This window comes from Coriobacteriaceae bacterium, assembly GCA_025993015.1.
GTDB lineage: Bacteria > Actinomycetota > Coriobacteriia > Coriobacteriales > Coriobacteriaceae > Collinsella.
Window position 1 is genome coordinate 2,292,759 of record DAJPFV010000001.1, and the last position, 16,387, is coordinate 2,309,145.

Annotated in this window: 11 protein-coding genes; 6 read left to right on the forward strand and 5 right to left on the reverse strand. The window is 61.2% G+C overall.

Going from position 1 to position 16,387, the window contains the following annotated elements:
- Nucleotides 1-104: 104 nt before the first annotated feature.
- The 5 genes from OIL77_10080 to gltX form a co-directional block, all read right to left on the reverse strand.
- A complete protein-coding gene (locus OIL77_10080) occupies nucleotides 105-1,505 on the reverse strand; it encodes a hypothetical protein (protein HJI45744.1) in 1,401 nt (466 codons plus the stop codon).
- The gene (gene fmt / locus OIL77_10085) at nucleotides 1,502-2,422 is read right to left on the reverse strand and encodes a methionyl-tRNA formyltransferase (GenBank protein ID HJI45745.1); all 921 of its coding nucleotides are present in this window, start codon (nucleotides 2,420-2,422) and stop codon (nucleotides 1,502-1,504) included. The genes OIL77_10080 and fmt overlap by 4 nt, the downstream gene beginning before the upstream one ends.
- Before the next feature lie 325 nt (nucleotides 2,423-2,747).
- Nucleotides 2,748-3,284, reverse strand: coding sequence for a peptide deformylase (gene def, locus OIL77_10090; GenBank protein ID HJI45746.1), 537 nt, complete (start codon nucleotides 3,282-3,284; stop codon nucleotides 2,748-2,750).
- A gap of 18 nt (nucleotides 3,285-3,302) precedes the next feature.
- Nucleotides 3,303-5,756: a primosomal protein N' gene (gene priA / locus OIL77_10095; GenBank protein HJI45747.1), complete on the reverse strand. Its 2,454-nt coding sequence runs from the start codon at nucleotides 5,754-5,756 to the stop codon at nucleotides 3,303-3,305.
- An 89-nt stretch (nucleotides 5,757-5,845) separates the two neighbouring features.
- On the reverse strand, nucleotides 5,846-7,321 hold the full coding sequence (gene gltX / locus OIL77_10100; GenBank protein HJI45748.1) for a glutamate--tRNA ligase: 1,476 nt from the start codon (nucleotides 7,319-7,321) through the stop codon (nucleotides 5,846-5,848).
- 322 nt (nucleotides 7,322-7,643) lie between these two features.
- On the opposite strand from gltX, the gene metK reads away from it, so the two are divergent.
- The 6 genes from metK (at nucleotide 7,644) to OIL77_10130 (ending at nucleotide 16,312) form a co-directional block, all read left to right on the forward strand.
- The gene (gene metK, locus OIL77_10105) at nucleotides 7,644-8,924 is read left to right on the forward strand and encodes a methionine adenosyltransferase (protein HJI45749.1); all 1,281 of its coding nucleotides are present in this window, start codon (nucleotides 7,644-7,646) and stop codon (nucleotides 8,922-8,924) included.
- Nucleotides 8,925-9,268: 344 nt separating this feature from the next.
- Nucleotides 9,269-10,876: an L-serine ammonia-lyase, iron-sulfur-dependent, subunit alpha gene (sdaAA, locus tag OIL77_10110; GenBank protein HJI45750.1), complete on the forward strand. Its 1,608-nt coding sequence runs from the start codon at nucleotides 9,269-9,271 to the stop codon at nucleotides 10,874-10,876.
- Nucleotides 10,877-11,025: 149 nt separating this feature from the next.
- A complete protein-coding gene (locus OIL77_10115) occupies nucleotides 11,026-12,759 on the forward strand; it encodes a L,D-transpeptidase (protein ID HJI45751.1) in 1,734 nt (577 codons plus the stop codon).
- 132 nt (nucleotides 12,760-12,891) lie between these two features.
- Complete coding sequence (locus tag OIL77_10120) at nucleotides 12,892-14,328, forward strand: efflux RND transporter periplasmic adaptor subunit (protein ID HJI45752.1); 1,437 nt, start codon at nucleotides 12,892-12,894, stop codon at nucleotides 14,326-14,328.
- Nucleotides 14,328-15,101, forward strand: a complete 774-nt coding sequence (locus OIL77_10125; GenBank protein HJI45753.1) for an ABC transporter ATP-binding protein — start codon at nucleotides 14,328-14,330, stop codon at nucleotides 15,099-15,101. The genes OIL77_10120 and OIL77_10125 overlap by 1 nt, the downstream gene beginning before the upstream one ends.
- Entirely contained in the window at nucleotides 15,098-16,312 is a 1,215-nt protein-coding gene (locus OIL77_10130) for an ABC transporter permease (GenBank protein ID HJI45754.1), read from the forward strand. Before OIL77_10125 ends, OIL77_10130 begins: the two co-directional genes overlap by 4 nt.
- Nucleotides 16,313-16,387: the final 75 nt, after the last annotated feature.

The following is a 16,387-nucleotide window of genomic DNA, read 5'->3' on the forward strand; positions in this document are numbered from 1 at the left end:
CCGTTTCTTTAGCTACCCAGGCATCACTATGAGTTGCGGTGAAATAAGGACTGTTTGGCGGGCAGAAGCCGCTATTCAATCCCTATTTCACCGCAACTTAGTCGTTACTTGCGGACCAGCCTGGCGCAGAAGTGACCGTCGTAGGAATCCGCGTTAACCGGCACGCTTTGGAAAAGTCCTCGGTCGTTCTGGCGTACGGAAACGAGCTTCTTGGCCTGATCGAACTCGGGGAGTTGCAGAATCTGTGCCTCGGAAAGCGGTGCCACGCTAAAGCCGGCACCCTCGGGAGAAGCAAGGAAAGCATCCACCACCTGCGTGTTCTCCTCGTCGAAGACCGAGCACGTCGCATAGATGAGCTCGCCGCCGGCAGCTACGCGCGCAGCAGCCTCTTTGAGCATCGTCAGCTGCAGCTTGGGCAGCTCGCACGTGACGTCACGCTCGGTCAGGCGCCACGGGATCTCGGGATGACGACGCATAGTTCCGGTGCCAGAGCACGGTGCATCGATAAAGACCGTGTCGAACTTAACCGGCTTGCCAAGCATGGCATCAAACGATGTGAGCACCTCATCAAGCTCGCAGGCATCACCCGAAACCGTACGAACGCCCTGAATACCGGCCTTATGCAGGCGAGCGAGATTCAGATCGCACTTGCGATCATGCAGATCGAGCGCCGTATGCTGACGCTCATAGCCCGCACGCTTGGCCTGGCTCATCATCACATAGGTCTTGGTGCCACGACCGGCACCAATCTCAAGGCAGCTTCCAGGGCGCGTGGCAGCTGTGGCGATAAGCTGCGCGTTGAGATCAGATGCCACCGCGGCAGCACGCTCAAACACACCCGAAGCAACGGTAACCTGCGCATCAACCGGGGCATGACAGCCCGGAAAGACAGGCGCGACGAGCTGCGAGATATACGGATCGAGCTTGGTCGCAAAGGCGTTCTCATGCAGGGCCAGCGGCGCGGGGGCCAGATTGCCGGCAAAGTTAAGCGCACCCTCTGGCGTGTCAAACGACGCCATAATACGAGCGCACAGCCAGCGCGGCAGGCCCATCAGGCGCGACAGACGAACCAGGCGTCGCTCAGACTCATCTACATCGGACGCCGTGGCAAAGTCCTCAACATTGTCCGCAACCTTATGCAGCACGGCATTGGCCAAGCCAGCGGCGGACTTAGCGCCGCAGCGAACCAGCTCAACACCCTGACTTACGGCGACGCGGCCAGGCGTATGTAGATAGAGCATCTCGAAGGCCGAGATACGAAGCGCCATGCGAACACGCGGCGCAACCTTTTTAGGCTTATCAAGAAACTGATCGAGCAGCTCGTCCAAAATACCCTGGGTAGCCGCAACGCCCAGTGCCAAACGAGCGGCAAAAGCGGAATCGCGCTGGTCAATAGCCTTGGCAGATGCGCGAGAGGACAGCACGTCGCGCGCATACATACCGCGGCGATCGGCCTCCATGAGCACATCGAGCGCAAGTTTGCGCGCGGGAGACAGCTTGCTCATGACAAAACACCCCAGATAAGATCGGCGCCCTGCAGGCCAGCAGCCCAAGCAGAAGCGGCCATAGCACGCTTACCATCGGGCTTAACCTCGAGCAACTCAACCGAGCCATCGGAAAGACCCAGGTAAACACGCTTGTTCTTAACGTCAACAGCGCCCTCGCCAAGCGAGACATCGGCCGGTGCAGCATCGAGCACGCGCACGGTCTTGCCGGCAATCACGCATCGGGCAGGCGCGGTATCGGACGAAGCGAGCACATGACGCACGCAATCGAGCGCAGCCATCTGCGGATCCAGACGCATCTCCAGCTTGGAAATCTTGGCAGCATGGGTAACGAGCGCCTCATCCTGTTCAGTCCACACGGCGGTGCCATCGGCAAGAGAGGGAAGCGTATCGGCAAGCAGTTTGCCGCCAAGCTCACCAAGCTCCATCGTGAGCGCCTCGGCATGCTTACCGGCAACAGACGTAGACGCCTGGGCACAATAAGCGCCGGTATCAACGCCATGTCCAATACGCATAATAGAAACGCCAGCAACCTCATCACCAGCGAGAATCGCACGCTGAATAGGAGCAGCCCCACGCCAACGAGGCAGCAAGGACGCATGAACATTCACAATACCAAGCGGCGCCATATGCAGCACGTCATCAGGCAAAATGCAGCCATAAGCAGCCACACAGAAGATATCGGCTTGCGCAGCTTGGAGAGCCTCAACAACCTCAGGCGTCATACGATTAGCCTCAACAACGGGCAGACCAAGCTCAAGCGCTTTAGCCTTAACAGGAGACGGCTCAAGCTTCTTACCACGCCCACGAACAGCATCAGGACGAGTAACAACAAGCGCAATCTCATTGCCAGCCTCAACAAGCGAAACCAGCGAAGGCACAGCAAAATCAGGCGTACCCATAAAAACAATACGCATAAAGAACGTCTCCCCTCAACCAAAGCCGAGACGGCTACAAATTAACAGCGAAAAGCCGAGTCACCAGCCCATCCGCAATAACAATTCAACAAGAACAAATATACCCAAAACCAAAGAAAGAGCCGCAATAAAAGCAGCTCTTTCAGCAAAGCACCTATCAGCGAAGACGCCCATCCCTGGCCCGACGGCACCCGGGCGAACCGAGCCAGAACAACGCAGTCCCCGGTGCTGAGCGCCCACATCTCGTCCCGCGCGCAGTTTCGCAGCGCAGCGAGAATGTTTGAGCACGGGAAGATATAGGCGGGCACCCCGGGGACGGACAAACCTACTCCGTCTCGCCCGGTCGAGCGCCGCGGGCCAGGGCGTCCTGGTACTCCTTGACGGCCTTGAGCCTCTGCATCGGCTTGAGTCGCTCGAACATGGTGTTGCCGTGCAGGTGATCGATCTCGTGCTGCAGGCACACGCAGAACAGGTCGCCCGAGGCCTCATAGCGAATCAGGTTGGCGTCCAGGTCATACGCCTCGACGACAACGTGGTCGGGGCGCTCAATCTCGCAGCTAATGCCGGGGATGGACAGGCAGCCCTCGCTAAACGGCACCAAATGGTCGCTCTGCTCAACAATGACAGGGTTGATGAGCACGTACGGGTCATAGTCGTTCTTGTCGCTGTAGTCGCAGTCGATAGTGACAAGCTGAATGAGCTCGCCAATCTGCGGGGCGGCCAAGCCGCAGCCGCCGTTCTCGAACATCATCTTCTTCATCTTCTCGGCAAGCGCCTCGATCGCCGGGGTAATCTCCTCGATGACGGCGCACTCCTGACGCAGACGAGGGTCGGGCGAAAGTACGATTCCGTTGGCTTCCATGGCCATCCTTTCGGGTTGTTACATCAAATCATAAGCATCGACGTCAACGCTCACGCTCACGCCGCGCACAGAGCCCACCTCTTTGAGGCAGGCGTCGATATCATCAGAGACATGGTACCCCACGGGCGACTTCACAAGCAGGTGATAGCGATAACGGTCCTTGGCTCTCTCGATTACACACGAAGCAGGGCCCAGCACCTGCGGCGCAGCACTCCCCGCCCTCAAAAAGTCGGGAGCGGCGACATGCCAGCGGCGCTTGAGGAGTTTCGCGATGCGACCGATGTAGTCTTGCGCTTCGTCTCGGTTCGCCGACCACACCAAGATGTTGACCAGGCGAACAAACGGCGGATACAGCGCGTCGCGACGCTGGTCCAGGTCGTAGTCGGTAAAGATCGAACGGTCGTGCTCGGCGACGGCGCGAATGACCGGGTCCTCGGGCAGATAGGTCTGGATGATGACCTCACCGGGGCGATCGCCGCGACCGGCACGGCCCGCCACCTGTTCCAGCAGGTCGTAGGCGCGCTCCCCTGCGCGAAAGTCGGGCAGCTTGAGGGCGAAGTCGGCATTGACCACGCCTACGAGCGTGACCTCGGGAAAGTCGAGACCCTTTGCGATCATTTGGGTGCCCAGCAACACGGCGCAATCGGCGGCATCGAACTGCTCGAGCAGCTTTTTGTGTGCATCCTTGCCGCGCGTGGAATCGGCATCCATGCGAATAATGGCGACGTCCTCGGGAAGCAACTGGTGCAGTGCGTCCTCGATCTGCTGAGTGCCCAGACCCATTTTTGCCAGGTAACGGCTGCCGCACTTGGGGCAGCGACTCGTGCGCGCAGGATACGGCTGCACGCGCCAAGACGAACCGCAGGTGTGACATTGAAGCGTGTGCGTGCGCTCGTGATACGTAAGCGCGGTGGAGCAGTGATTGCAGGTGGGGACGCATCCGCACTCGCGGCACATCAAGAACGGCGCAAAGCCACGGCGGTTATGCAGCAGCACGGCCTTTTCGCGGCGCTCGACCACACGCTCCAGGCCTTCCATCAGCGGTTTAGAGAACATGGAGCGGCTGCCATGCGAGAACTCGCGGCGCAGGTCGGCAATGAGGACAGTCGGCAGCACGGCGTGTCCCGGGCGCTCGGGCATCTCGACGCGCGTCCAGGTGACACCGTTATACGTGCCGCGGCGGCAGCGATCGAGGGCCTCGGCAGAAGGCGTGGCCGAGCCCAGCACGAGCGGGCAGCGATAGCGACGCGCCATCTCGGCCGCCACTTCGCGCGCATAGTAGCGCGGGCTGGAACCCTGCTTGTAACTGGTCTCGTGCTCCTCGTCGATGATGATAAGGCCCAAGTCGCTGAGCGGGCAAAAGAGCGCCGAGCGGGCGCCCACGACCACGCGCGCGGCACCGCTGGCGACCATATCCCATTGGTCCAAGCGTTCACCGGCCGAAAGGCGCGAGTGGAAGACCGCAACCGTTTCGCCAAAGCGCGAGCGGAAACGGCCGACGGTCTGGGCCGTCAGCGAGATCTCGGGCACAAGCACGCAGGCTGAGCGGCCGGCTGCGAGTACGCGCTCAATGGCGGAGAGGTAGACCTCGGTTTTGCCGGAGCCGGTGACGCCGTCGACCAGCACCACGTCGCCATGAGCGTCCAGACGGGCGCGCTCAATCTGCGCGAGTGCCTGTTGCTGGCCGTTGGTAAGGGAGACCGGCGCCTTGCCGCTTGCCGAGGACAGCGTGGTCTGCTCGCTGCAGCCACGCCAAGCACGGCGCTCCTCCACCACCACGACGCCGCGCCTTTCGAGCGACTTGATGGTCGCCGACATGCTGTTATAGAGAAGGTTGAGGTCGCGCGTCGTGACCGGGCCGCACTGGAGCGCCTCGATGAGCTGACGCTGGCGGACCGCGGTCTTGGGCGGCGTATAGTCGAAGCCCTCGGGCGTGAGCATGACCCAGCGGTTTTGGATGGGTTTGACGGCGGGGCGCTCAACGGCCCACACGCCGTCGTCGCCCTTGACCACACGCGGGCTGCCGCCCGGGGGCAAGAACAGGCGCAGGCACTCGGTAAGCGTCGCAACATACTCACGGCTCATCCAGCGCGCGATGCGGGCAGCCTCGGCGGTAAAGAGCGGTTTGCTGAGGATAGCCTCGATGGCTTTAATGCGCGCGGGTTCGAGGGCGTTGTTGCCCTGCAGGTCGCCCAGATCAGGCGCAATGTCGACGATATAGCCCGCGGCCGCACGGTTACCAAAGTGGACCAGGACCGTGGATCCGATCTGCGCCTCGTTGGCAAAGGACCGGGGAATGCCATAAGCAAACGGCTCGGACAGCGCACGCGTCGGGATGTCGAGGACCACGCTCGCATAGGCGGTGACGGGTTCGGGTGCAGGCTTAGGCTGAGCCGAGGCAGCGGCAGGCACAGGCTTCACCGGAGCCCGCTCGGGTTCAGGCGAACCAAACAGCGAAAGTTGCTCAGCCATGGCCCCAGCACCTCCTATCCCATACGTCTACAGAAACAAGAGCCCCGCTCGAGGTGAACGGGGCTCGGATACAAACGTTTGCGCAGCGATTACAGCGCCATCGTGCGGGCGCGATCGATGCGCGCCAGGCAGTCGTCGCGGCCGACGAGCGCCATGGTCTCGCCCAGCGGAGGGCTCACCATGTTGCCGCAAACGGCGACGCGCACGGCCTGGAACACCACGCGCTTCTTAAGGTCCATCTGCTCGGGCAACGGCTCAAGCGCAGCGTCGATATTGGCAGCCGTCCACTCGTCCACACCCTCGAGCGCGGCCTTGGCGGCATCCAGAATGGCACCCATGCCCTCCTTGGCCAGGCCCTTGTTGACGGATTTCTCGTCATACTCGAGCGTCTCGGCCGTGGCAAAGATGGGAGCGGCGACGGTCACGGCGTCGGCCGGCATCTTAGTGCGCGGCTTGACGATAGCGGCAAGCGCGTCGATCCAGTCCTCGCCGTACTCGACGTTGCCCTCGATGAGGCCCGCCTCGTGCAGCTCGGGGACCATGATCTCGTCGGCAAACTGGGCATCGGTCATGCCGTTGATGTACTCGGCATTGACCCAGTCGAGCTTCTTGGGGTCGAAGGTCGCCGGGTTCTTGGAGATGCGGTCGAGCGAAAACTTACTGGCCAGAACATCGCGCGGGATGATTGTAGTCTCGCCGTCGAGCGACCAGCCGAGCAACGCCAGGTAGTTGACGAAGGCGTCGGACAGGTAGCCGGCGTCGCGGTACTCCTCCACCGAGGTGGCGCCGTGGCGCTTGGAGAGCTTCTTGCCGTCGGCGCCCAGGATCATGGAGATGTGGGCGAACGTAGGCACGGGCGCGCCGAGGGCCTCGTAGACCATGACCTGACGCGGGGTGTTCGACAGGTGGTCGTCGCCACGGATGATATGGGTGATCTTCATCATGGCGTCGTCGACGACGGTCGCAAAGTTATACGTGGGCGTGCCATCGGAGCGGAAGATGACAAAGTCGTCGAGCTCCTTGGCATCGAAGGTCACCTCGCCGTGGACGGCATCGTGGATAACGACGTCGCCGCGGTCCTCGGGCACCTTGATGCGAAGGACGTAGGACTCGCCGGCCTCGATGCGACGGCGGGCCTCCTCGGGATCAAGATTGCGGCAACGGCGCTGATAGCCCTGGAAGGGGTCCTTGCGCTCCTGCGCGGCCTTGCGGTCGGCGTCGAGCTGCTCCTTGGTGCAGAAGCAGGGATAGGCCTTGCCCTCGTCCCAAAGCTTCTGGGCGGCCTGCTTGTACAGGTCCAGGCGCTCGGTCTGGGCGTAGGGGCCAAAATCGCCGCCCACCTCGGGACCCTCGTCCCAGTCCAGGCCCAGCCAACGCATGGCGCGCAGGATGATCTGCGTGTTCTCGTCGGTAGAGCGGGTGGGGTCGGTGTCGTCGATGCGCAGGATGAACGTGCCGCCGTTAGCACGGGCGAAAGCCCAGTTATAGATAGCGGTGCGGGCGCCGCCAATGTGCAGCTTGCCCGTCGGTGAGGGTGCAAAGCGGACGCGAACGTCTGATGCCATGGAAATCTCCTCGATTGCAGGATGGATGTCTAACCGCACCAGTATAAAGCATCAAAGCAACCTCCGCACAAAGGGCACCGACCCAGTCATTGGGTAGCTAATTTTGGGACGGGGCTTTTTTAGCTACCCTATATCGAGATTGGTCTTAGGCTCCGAAGACTCCGGATTGGGTAGCTAAAAAAGCCCCGTCCCAAATTAGCTAACCAATGGCTCGGTGCGGAAAGGGTGTGAATGTTTGATTTACGCGCTATGATGTGCCCTTGCATAGAGAGCCTGGCGGAATGGTAACGGTCGCCGGGACACGTTTTTTGAAAGGACTATCATGTCAGAAGAACTTCGTTCCATCCCGCCCCAACACGGGTACTTTGTTTTTACGTCGGAGTCGGTGACCGAAGGTCATCCCGATAAGATCGCTGACCAGATCAGCGACGCCGTCCTCGACGCAATCCTCGCCAAAGAAATAGAGCTGCAGGAGAAGGGCTACATCGCCCCCAACGGCGTGCCTGCCAACGTGGAGAACGTCCGCTGCGCCTGCGAGACCCTCGTGACCACCGGCACCGTCATCGTCGCCGGCGAGATTCGCACTCAGGCCTATGTCGACGTACAGGAAATCGCCCGCGGCGTTATCCGCCGCATTGGCTACAACCGTGCCAAGTTCGGTTTTGACTGCGACACCTGCGGCGTTATGAGCCTCATCCACGAGCAGTCGCCCGATATCGCCCAGGGCGTCGACGAGTCCTTCGAGACCCAGACCGGCGCTACCACCGACCCGATCGACCTGATCGGTGCCGGCGACCAGGGCATGATGTTCGGTTATGCCTCCAACGAGACCAAGACCCTCATGCCCATGCCACACTACCTGGCAAGCCGCCTGGCCGAGCGCCTGGCCACGGTGCGTCACGACGGTACCCTCGCCTATCTGCGCCCCGACGGCAAGACCCAGGTCACCGTGCGCTACGAGGACGGAAAGCCCGTCGAGGTCACGACCATCGTCATCTCCACGCAGCACGCCGCCGAGATCGAGGACATGGGTAAGATCAAGGCCGACCTCATCGAGCACGTCATCACCCCGGTCATGGCCGCCGAGAACATGCCGTGGGATAATACCGACATCTATGTGAACCCCACCGGTCGCTTTGTCGTGGGCGGCCCCATGGGCGACACGGGCCTCACCGGCCGCAAGATCATCGTCGACACCTACGGCGGCTATGGCCGTCACGGCGGCGGTGCCTTTAGCGGCAAGGACTGCACCAAGGTCGACCGCTCCGCCGCGTATGCCGCGCGCTGGGTCGCCAAGAACGTGGTCGCCGCCGGTCTGGCCGACCGCTGCGAAGTCGAGCTTGCCTACGCCATCGGCGTTTCCAAGCCCCTCTCAATCATGGTCGACACCTTCGGTACCGCACATGTTGCCGAGGACAAGATCGTCGAGGCCGTAGAGAAGACCTTCGACCTGCGCCCGGGCGCAATCATCCGCGACCTAGACCTGCGCCGCCCCATCTACGAAAAGACGGCAGCCTACGGTCACTTTGGCCGAGAAGACGCCGACTTCACCTGGGAGAAAACCGACCGAGTCGAAGAACTCAAAGCAGCCTGCGGCCTGTAATTGGGAACCGCTAAGGTCATAACAACATATGCACTTTCAAAAGAAGTACCGGTCCCAAACGGTACTTCTTTTTTATTTAAAGGTGGTGAAGATGAGCCTACCTGGGACATGGAATAAATCACAGGCCGATAAATTTTGCAGCAGAGCGACTCCAACCATGTATCCTAAGTTCCGAGGGCTTTAGTATTTGGTCGATCGCGAGTTCCGCACGAGCCGGAGGCCACTTAATGTGGCCTCCGTGCGAGCAGGACTGTCCGAGCAGGCGACCAAATACTAAAGCCCTCGGAACGGCGGGACAGAGTATGCCCCGCCCCTCGGGACGACGGGATAGATAAGGAGCACCCATGGCAGGCAAGCCGCAAACACTAGCTACGACCTCGGCATTCGAGATCTTGGGCCCCGTCATGGTCGGCCCCAGCTCATCGCACACCGCCGGCGCCCTGCGCTGCGCCCAAGTTGCCGCCAGCCTGCTGGAAGGCCGCATCACCAAGGTCACCTTTGGCCTGTGGAACTCCTTCGCCCACACCTACCGCGGCCACGGCACCGATCGTGCGCTCGTCGCGGGCATCCTGGGCCTCGACACCGATGACGAGAACATCAAGCAGGCCTTCGACCTCGCGCGCGAGCAGGGCCTCGAATATCACTTTGACATCAAAGGCGACGACGCCTCCATCCACCCCAACACCGTCGACATCGAAATGGTCGACGACACGGGCGCCACCGCCCAGGTTCGCGGCGAGAGCCTGGGCGGTGGCAAGATGCGCATCAGCCGCATTAACGGCGTCGGCGTCGACATCTCGGGCATGTATTCCACGCTCTTCGTGGCGCACAAGGACGTCCCCGGTGTACTCGCCGCGCTCACCAACCTACTCGCCTACGCCCACGTAAACATCGCCTTCTGCCGCACCTACCGCACCGAAGTGGGCGGCCAGGCCTACTCCGTCTTTGAGACCGACGGCGCGCCCGACGACACCGTCGTCCCCATGCTGCGCAAGCTCGACAATGTCGATTACGCGACCTTTATCGAGCTCCCCGGTTCTGCCTCGTCGCTCTCCCCCGGCGTCTCGGCAAAGGAGATCTTCGACGACGGCGAGCAGCTGCTCGATGCGTGCGAGGAACTGGGACTCAGCATCGGTGCCGTCATGGCCGTTCGCGAGGCACGTCTGACCGGCGAGGCCCACGCCGTCGCCGCCATGCGCCGCGTGCTCGACGTCATACGCGAGGAGACAACGGCCCCCATCGCCAATCCGCAGCGCTCGCTCGGCGGGCTTATCGGCGGCGAGGCCAAGCTCGTCGAAGCAACCCGCTGCAACGATTTGAGTGAAAGCCTGATGGGCCCCGTCCAGACCGAAGCCGTGGCCCGCGCCATGGCCGTGCTCGAGCGCTCCGCCACCATGGGCGTGATCGTCGCAGCTCCGACGGCAGGATCCGCGGGTGTCGTGCCCGGCTGCGTGCTGGCGCTCGCCGATCACCTTCAGCTCGACGACGAGCAAGTCATGGACGCGCTCTACTGCGCAGCCGCCATCGGCCTCAACCTCACCACAAGCGCCTGCGTTGCCGGCGCCGAGGGCGGCTGCCAAGCCGAGGTCGGAAGCGCCGCCGCCATGGCAGCCGCCGCGCTGGTGCAGATGCTCGGCGGCACGCCCGAGCAGGCGCTTGACGCCAGTTCCATCGCGCTGAGTAACCTGCTGGGCCTCGTTTGTGACCCCGTCGGTGGCCTCGTGGAGGTGCCCTGCCAAAACCGCAACGCCATCGGCGTGGCAGCGGCCTTTAGCTCGGCACAACTCGCCCTCGCAGGCATTAAGAGCCTGGTGCCGTTTGACCAGATGGCACATGTCATGCTCTCAGTGGGCCACGCGTTGCCGGCCACGCTGCGCGAGACGGCAAAGGGCGGCATCGCGCAGGCTCCGGCCGCACTTTCGGCCTGTGCAAAATGCGGTGTGTGCGGATAGCGGCAAAGAACGACTCAAAGGTGGGACAAATGTCCCACCTCTTTTGAATGCCACCGTTTCCGTACCACAAACAGCAGGGCAATCGCTATAATGCAAGCCCAGTAAAAACACGATGAACCGCAAGGCGAAAATCGAAGGATATGCATACGATGTCGCAAAGCGAACGAACTCAACTGATTCCCGATCCGCAGCAGCCGAGCAGGCACACCGGCGGCGTTCAGTCGCCGCGTCCTATCGCGCCGAGCCACGGTCAGCAGCGTGGTGCGGCAAACGCTTCCCAACGCCCGAACCAACAGCGACAGCAGCGTCAACAACGTCAGCAGCGCCAGGCAAACGGCAATGCGCCCAAGCAGCCCCCCACGCACGCTCGAGGCGATCGCGGCCCCGCGCGCAAACCCGCCGAGAACAATAAGTCGGGCAAAAAGACGACGCTCTTTGTCATCCTGGGTCTAATCGTCATTGTCTATATCGTAGGCGTCGTAGCGTTTTCGCAGGTAGCCTACCCCAACACCACCATTGCCGGCGTCGACGTCTCCTTCTCCAACGCTTCGTCTGCCGCCACCAAGGTCAACTCGGCATGGAAGCACTATAAGCTCACCGTGACAGGCGATGACTTTAGCTGGACCTATCAGCCCGAGTCCGATGAGCCCATCGTCGACGGCGAAGCTGCCGCAAAAGAAATCATCAGCCACAACGAAGCCTTTATTTGGCCGGTCCGCCTTGTGGAATCCTTAAGCGGCAAGACCAAAACAACCGCTACCTCCAACGAAGTCGATCTTGATCAAGACGTCGACCTGTCCATGCTCTCCGACGCCTTTGACCAAAAGAAGTTTGAGGAGGACCTGGGCGCCGCTATCGACGAGTTTAACGAGGGCCGTTCGGGCACGTTCGAGGCCAATAGCTCCTATGACGAGCAGGCCGGCAAGTTTACCGTCGAGAAGGCGCGCTCCAACGAGAAAATCAACCGCGAGCATGTCATTAAGTATGCCGAGCTCGAGCTTGCCTCGCTGGCCGAGTCCGTAGATCTTTCCAAGCTCGGCAACGATGCCTATGAGCCGCTCAATGGAACGCTGACCGATGATCAGATTCAGGCCGCATGCGATGCCGCCAACAACTTCCTGGGCGTCAACGTGACCCTCAAGCTCAACGGCGAGGATGCCGGCAAGGTTGATGGCAGCTCCGTATTGCAGTGGATCAGCTTTGCCGATCCCGCCAACCCAACGCTCGATACGTCGCAGATCAGCAACTGGGCAGCCGAACTCGCCAACGGCTTTAATACCGTGGGCTCCACTCGCTGGTGGACGCGCGCCGATGGCAAGCAGTGCGCCGTCGAAGGCGGCGACTTTGGTTGGTCCATCGACAGCAGCTCGCTCGCCAAGCAGGTCGAGGACGCCATTAACAACAAGCAGACCGGCGAAATCGAGATCAAGTACTCCCAGAAGGCCGACACCTTTACCGCAAAGGGAGAGCCCGACTGGAAGGCGTATATCGACGTCGACTTGTCCGAACAGCACGCGCGCTACTATGACGAGAGCGGAAATATCGTTTGGGAGGCAAACTTTATCTCGGGCAAGCCGGGCGAGGACGCCACGCCCGAGGGCGTCTGGCAGATCAACAGCAACGACGGCGGCAGCACCCTGATCGGAGCCAAGGACCCCAAGACCGGTAAGCCCAAATACGAGAGCCCGGTGAGCTACTGGATGCCTTTTGAGGGCAACATGATCGGCTTCCACGATGCCACCTGGCAAAACGACAAGAGCTTCGATAATGCCGAGTCGTACAAGTGGTGCGGCAGCCACGGTTGCATCAACCTGCGCCTGGCAGACGCCAAGGCACTTCACGACTGCATCAAAGTCGGCCTGTGCGTGGTTGTCCACTCGTAGTGCAACGCGCACATTCCTACAACATGGAGCTGCTGCGACCAATCTAACAGTTCCGAAAGAAACCGTCCCATGCGCCCGCCCCAACCGGTGGGCGCATATACTTATCGAGGTACTTTCTATAAAGGAGACGCTATGCCGAATGTCCCCACGACCACCCCGGGCCCGGATGATACCGAGCACACGCCCGAAGATGTCACCGAAACGATTCCTCTGATTACAAACGTACATGCCGATAAGCAGAGCGGACGCGCGAACGATGCGACCGAGATTTCCGATGAAGAGGCATATGCCAAGCTCAAGGCAAAACGTGCCGAACGTCGACGCAAAAAGCTCATCCGACGCGGTATTGCCGCCGGCGTCGTGGGTACCATCGCACTCATTGCCATTGTCGCAACCCTGGTTATCAATGCTCAGCCACAGGGCGCTAGTGGGCCTGTGACCGACATGGTGACCGAGGGTCCGTTTACCACAACGGTCGAGGCGAAAGGCCAGCTCAAACCCATTTCGTCCTCAGTGGTCTCCCCTTCTGTCGACGGCACGGTCGATTCGATCAACGTGCAGGCAGGCCAATCCGTCAACGAGGGCGACGTGCTTATGACCATTAAAAATGACGAGCTCGATCGCAACGTTGCCGAGGCGCAGCGTGCAGTTGCTGCCGCTCAAGAAGACCTCGCCAACGCGCAGAAAGCCGCAGCTGCCGCACAGGCCACCCCAACGACGGACGTCGATGGAGCTTCCGCAGCGGCTGGCGTCTCCGACGCATCAACGGACACGAACGCCGTATCGGCCGCGCAGCGCAGCCTCGCTTCGGCCCAGGCAAACCTCGATCAGGCGAACGCCAAGGCAGGCAGCCGTACGGTCACGGCCCCGAGCTCGGGCAGCATCGTGGAGCTCAACGCCAAGGTGGGCGCCACGGTAACAGGCGGCATGATCATGGGCGAAAGCGATACGAGCGGCGGCAAGCAGTGCATGCAGATCGCCGACCTGTCCAAGATGAAGGTGACCGTGCAGGTGGGCGAAAAGGACATCGCAAAGATCGCCGTTGGACAGAGCGCCAACGTCACGTATCCCGCATTTCCCGATATCGTGAGCCAGGGCACCGTCACGGCTATCGCGTCGGTGGCAAACTCCGACGCCGCCAACGGTGGCGGCGGCAGCGTAACCTTTAACGTCGACATTCTCATCGAGGCGCCCGACGCGCGCCTGAAGCCGGGCATGACGGCCGAGGTATCGGTGGTGACTGAGCAGCTCGACGACGTGGTGATGGTGCCGACGATGGCGCTCATGACCGAAGACGGCGAACACTATTACGTCAACGTGGCGACTGATGACGAGGGCAAGCAAACCCGTCGCGTGAAGGTGACCGTCGTGACGCAAAACGACAACGAAGCCGTAGTCGGCAAGACACAGGTCAAGCGCGACGACCAGGGCAACGAGATCAACCCCAACGTGCCGGTTACCAAGCTGCGCGATGGCGACACCCTCGTCATGGACACCGGAGCGGACGCAACGGCTGACGGCGGCTACGGCGCGGATTCGGGCAGTATGTCTGCCGACGAGGGCATGTAATGCGTCCCGTTATCGACATCCGCAACGTGCACCGCATCTTTGAGAGCGAGGCGGGGTGCGTCCACATCCTGCATAACGTGAGCCTGGCGGTAGATCCCGGCGAGTTCGTCGCCATTACCGGCCCTTCGGGCTCGGGCAAATCAACGCTCATGAACATCCTAGGCTGCCTGGATAAGCCGACGGCGGGCGACTACTACCTGCAAGGGCTCAACGTTGCCGAGCTCGACGATGACGAGCTCACCGAAGTTCGCGCCCTGAGCATTGGCTTTGTCTTTCAGAGCTTCAACCTGCTGCCGCGCCTGTCGGTTATCGAAAACGTCATGCTGCCGCTGGCCTACACCAATGTGCCCCGTAGCCAGCGCGAAATGCGCGCCGTGCACGCGCTGCAGGCCGTCACGCTGCCGGTCGACCACTGGGACCACCGCATATCCGAGCTCTCGGGCGGCCAGATGCAGCGTGTCGCCATCGCACGCGCCCTCGTCAATGACCCGCCCATCATTCTGGCCGACGAGCCGACGGGAAACCTTGACTCCGCCACCGGAGCGCTTGTAATGGAGACCTTCCATAGACTTCAGGAGCGCGGCAAAACCATCGTTCTTATCACACACGACCCCGGCATCGCCGCCGAAGCCGACCGTGCCGTGACCATCCGCGACGGTCGCATTCACGACGGCGCGTATATTCCACATGCACCGCGGACCCTGCGCAGCGCCGTAGATAGCCTGCCCATGATTTCCGCCTCCGCTAACCCGCCGAAAGGAGTGATGGGATGAGCGCCCGCGATCTCATCCAGGAAGCCCTTCACTCGCTCGAGGCCAACAAGGGGCGCAGCCTGCTCACCATCCTGGGCATTGTCATCGGCATCGCCTCGGTTATCGCCATGACTTCGCTCATCGGCGGCATCCAAAACAGCCTGGTCAACAGCCTGGGCCTCAACGCAGCTCGTATGGTTCAGATCTATTCGTCCCAAGAACTCACCGATTCTGACGTTCAGAAGCTTCAAAAACTAGTGCCGCAGATAGAGCAGATCGGAATAGTCGACAGCGCGTACACCGAGTACAAGACCGGCGATAAAAGCTATACCGTCATGGCACAAGGTGTCGATAGCGACATGCTCGACGCCGTGGGGGCCAGCAAGCTCGTTGCGGGGCACACCTATTCCCAGGCCGAGTCCCAATCAGGCTCGCGCGTGGCGCTCATCAGCCGCAACGGCGCCGATCAGCTTTACGGCAACGAACAGGACGCGGTAGGCAAGACTATTGAGGTCTCCAACGGCGAGGTACAGATTGTCGGCGTTATCGACGGCGGCAGCGACTCCATGGGCTCGCTCACGCTGTATATGCCACGCGAAACCATCTCTGGGCTGTTTAGCGACGAGAATCCTTCATTCCCCAGCGTGACGGCACTTGCCGCCGAGGGCACGGACATGGATGAGCTTTGTAAGACCATCGAGTCCAAGGTGCGCGCGATGAAGGGCATCGAGGAGGAGGATGAGTACGACAGTGTATCAGCAACATCCATGAAAAGCGCCATCGATACACTCAACTCCTTTATGGGCGCGTTCTCGCTCATCATGGGCTCTGTCGCCAGCATCTCGCTGCTTGTCGGCGGTATCGGCATTATGAATATGATGCTCACCAACGTAACGGAGCGCATCCGCGAGATCGGCATCCGCCGTGCTCTGGGCGCCAGTCGTCGCGATATCACCGCGCAGTTTTTGGCCGAGTCTTCGGCGCTGTGCGTCACCGGCGGACTGTTGGGTGTCCTGATTGGCTATCTGCTGGCCTGGGCTCTTGCGATGTTTGCCTCCGGATCCGGGATTCTTGGCGAGCTAGGTGCCAGCGGGCAAATCAAACCGAGCTTTTCAATCGCCACGGTATTGCTGGCCTTCGCCGTCTCCGTCGGCATCGGCGTAATCTTTGGCTTCTACCCCGCTCGCCGCGCGGCAAAGCTCGACCCGGTGGAGTGCCTACGCTACCAGTAAGCCACCACCAACAAGTTGCGGTGAATTAGGGACTGAATATGCTATCTAGTAGCAAAACAGACACTATTTCACCGC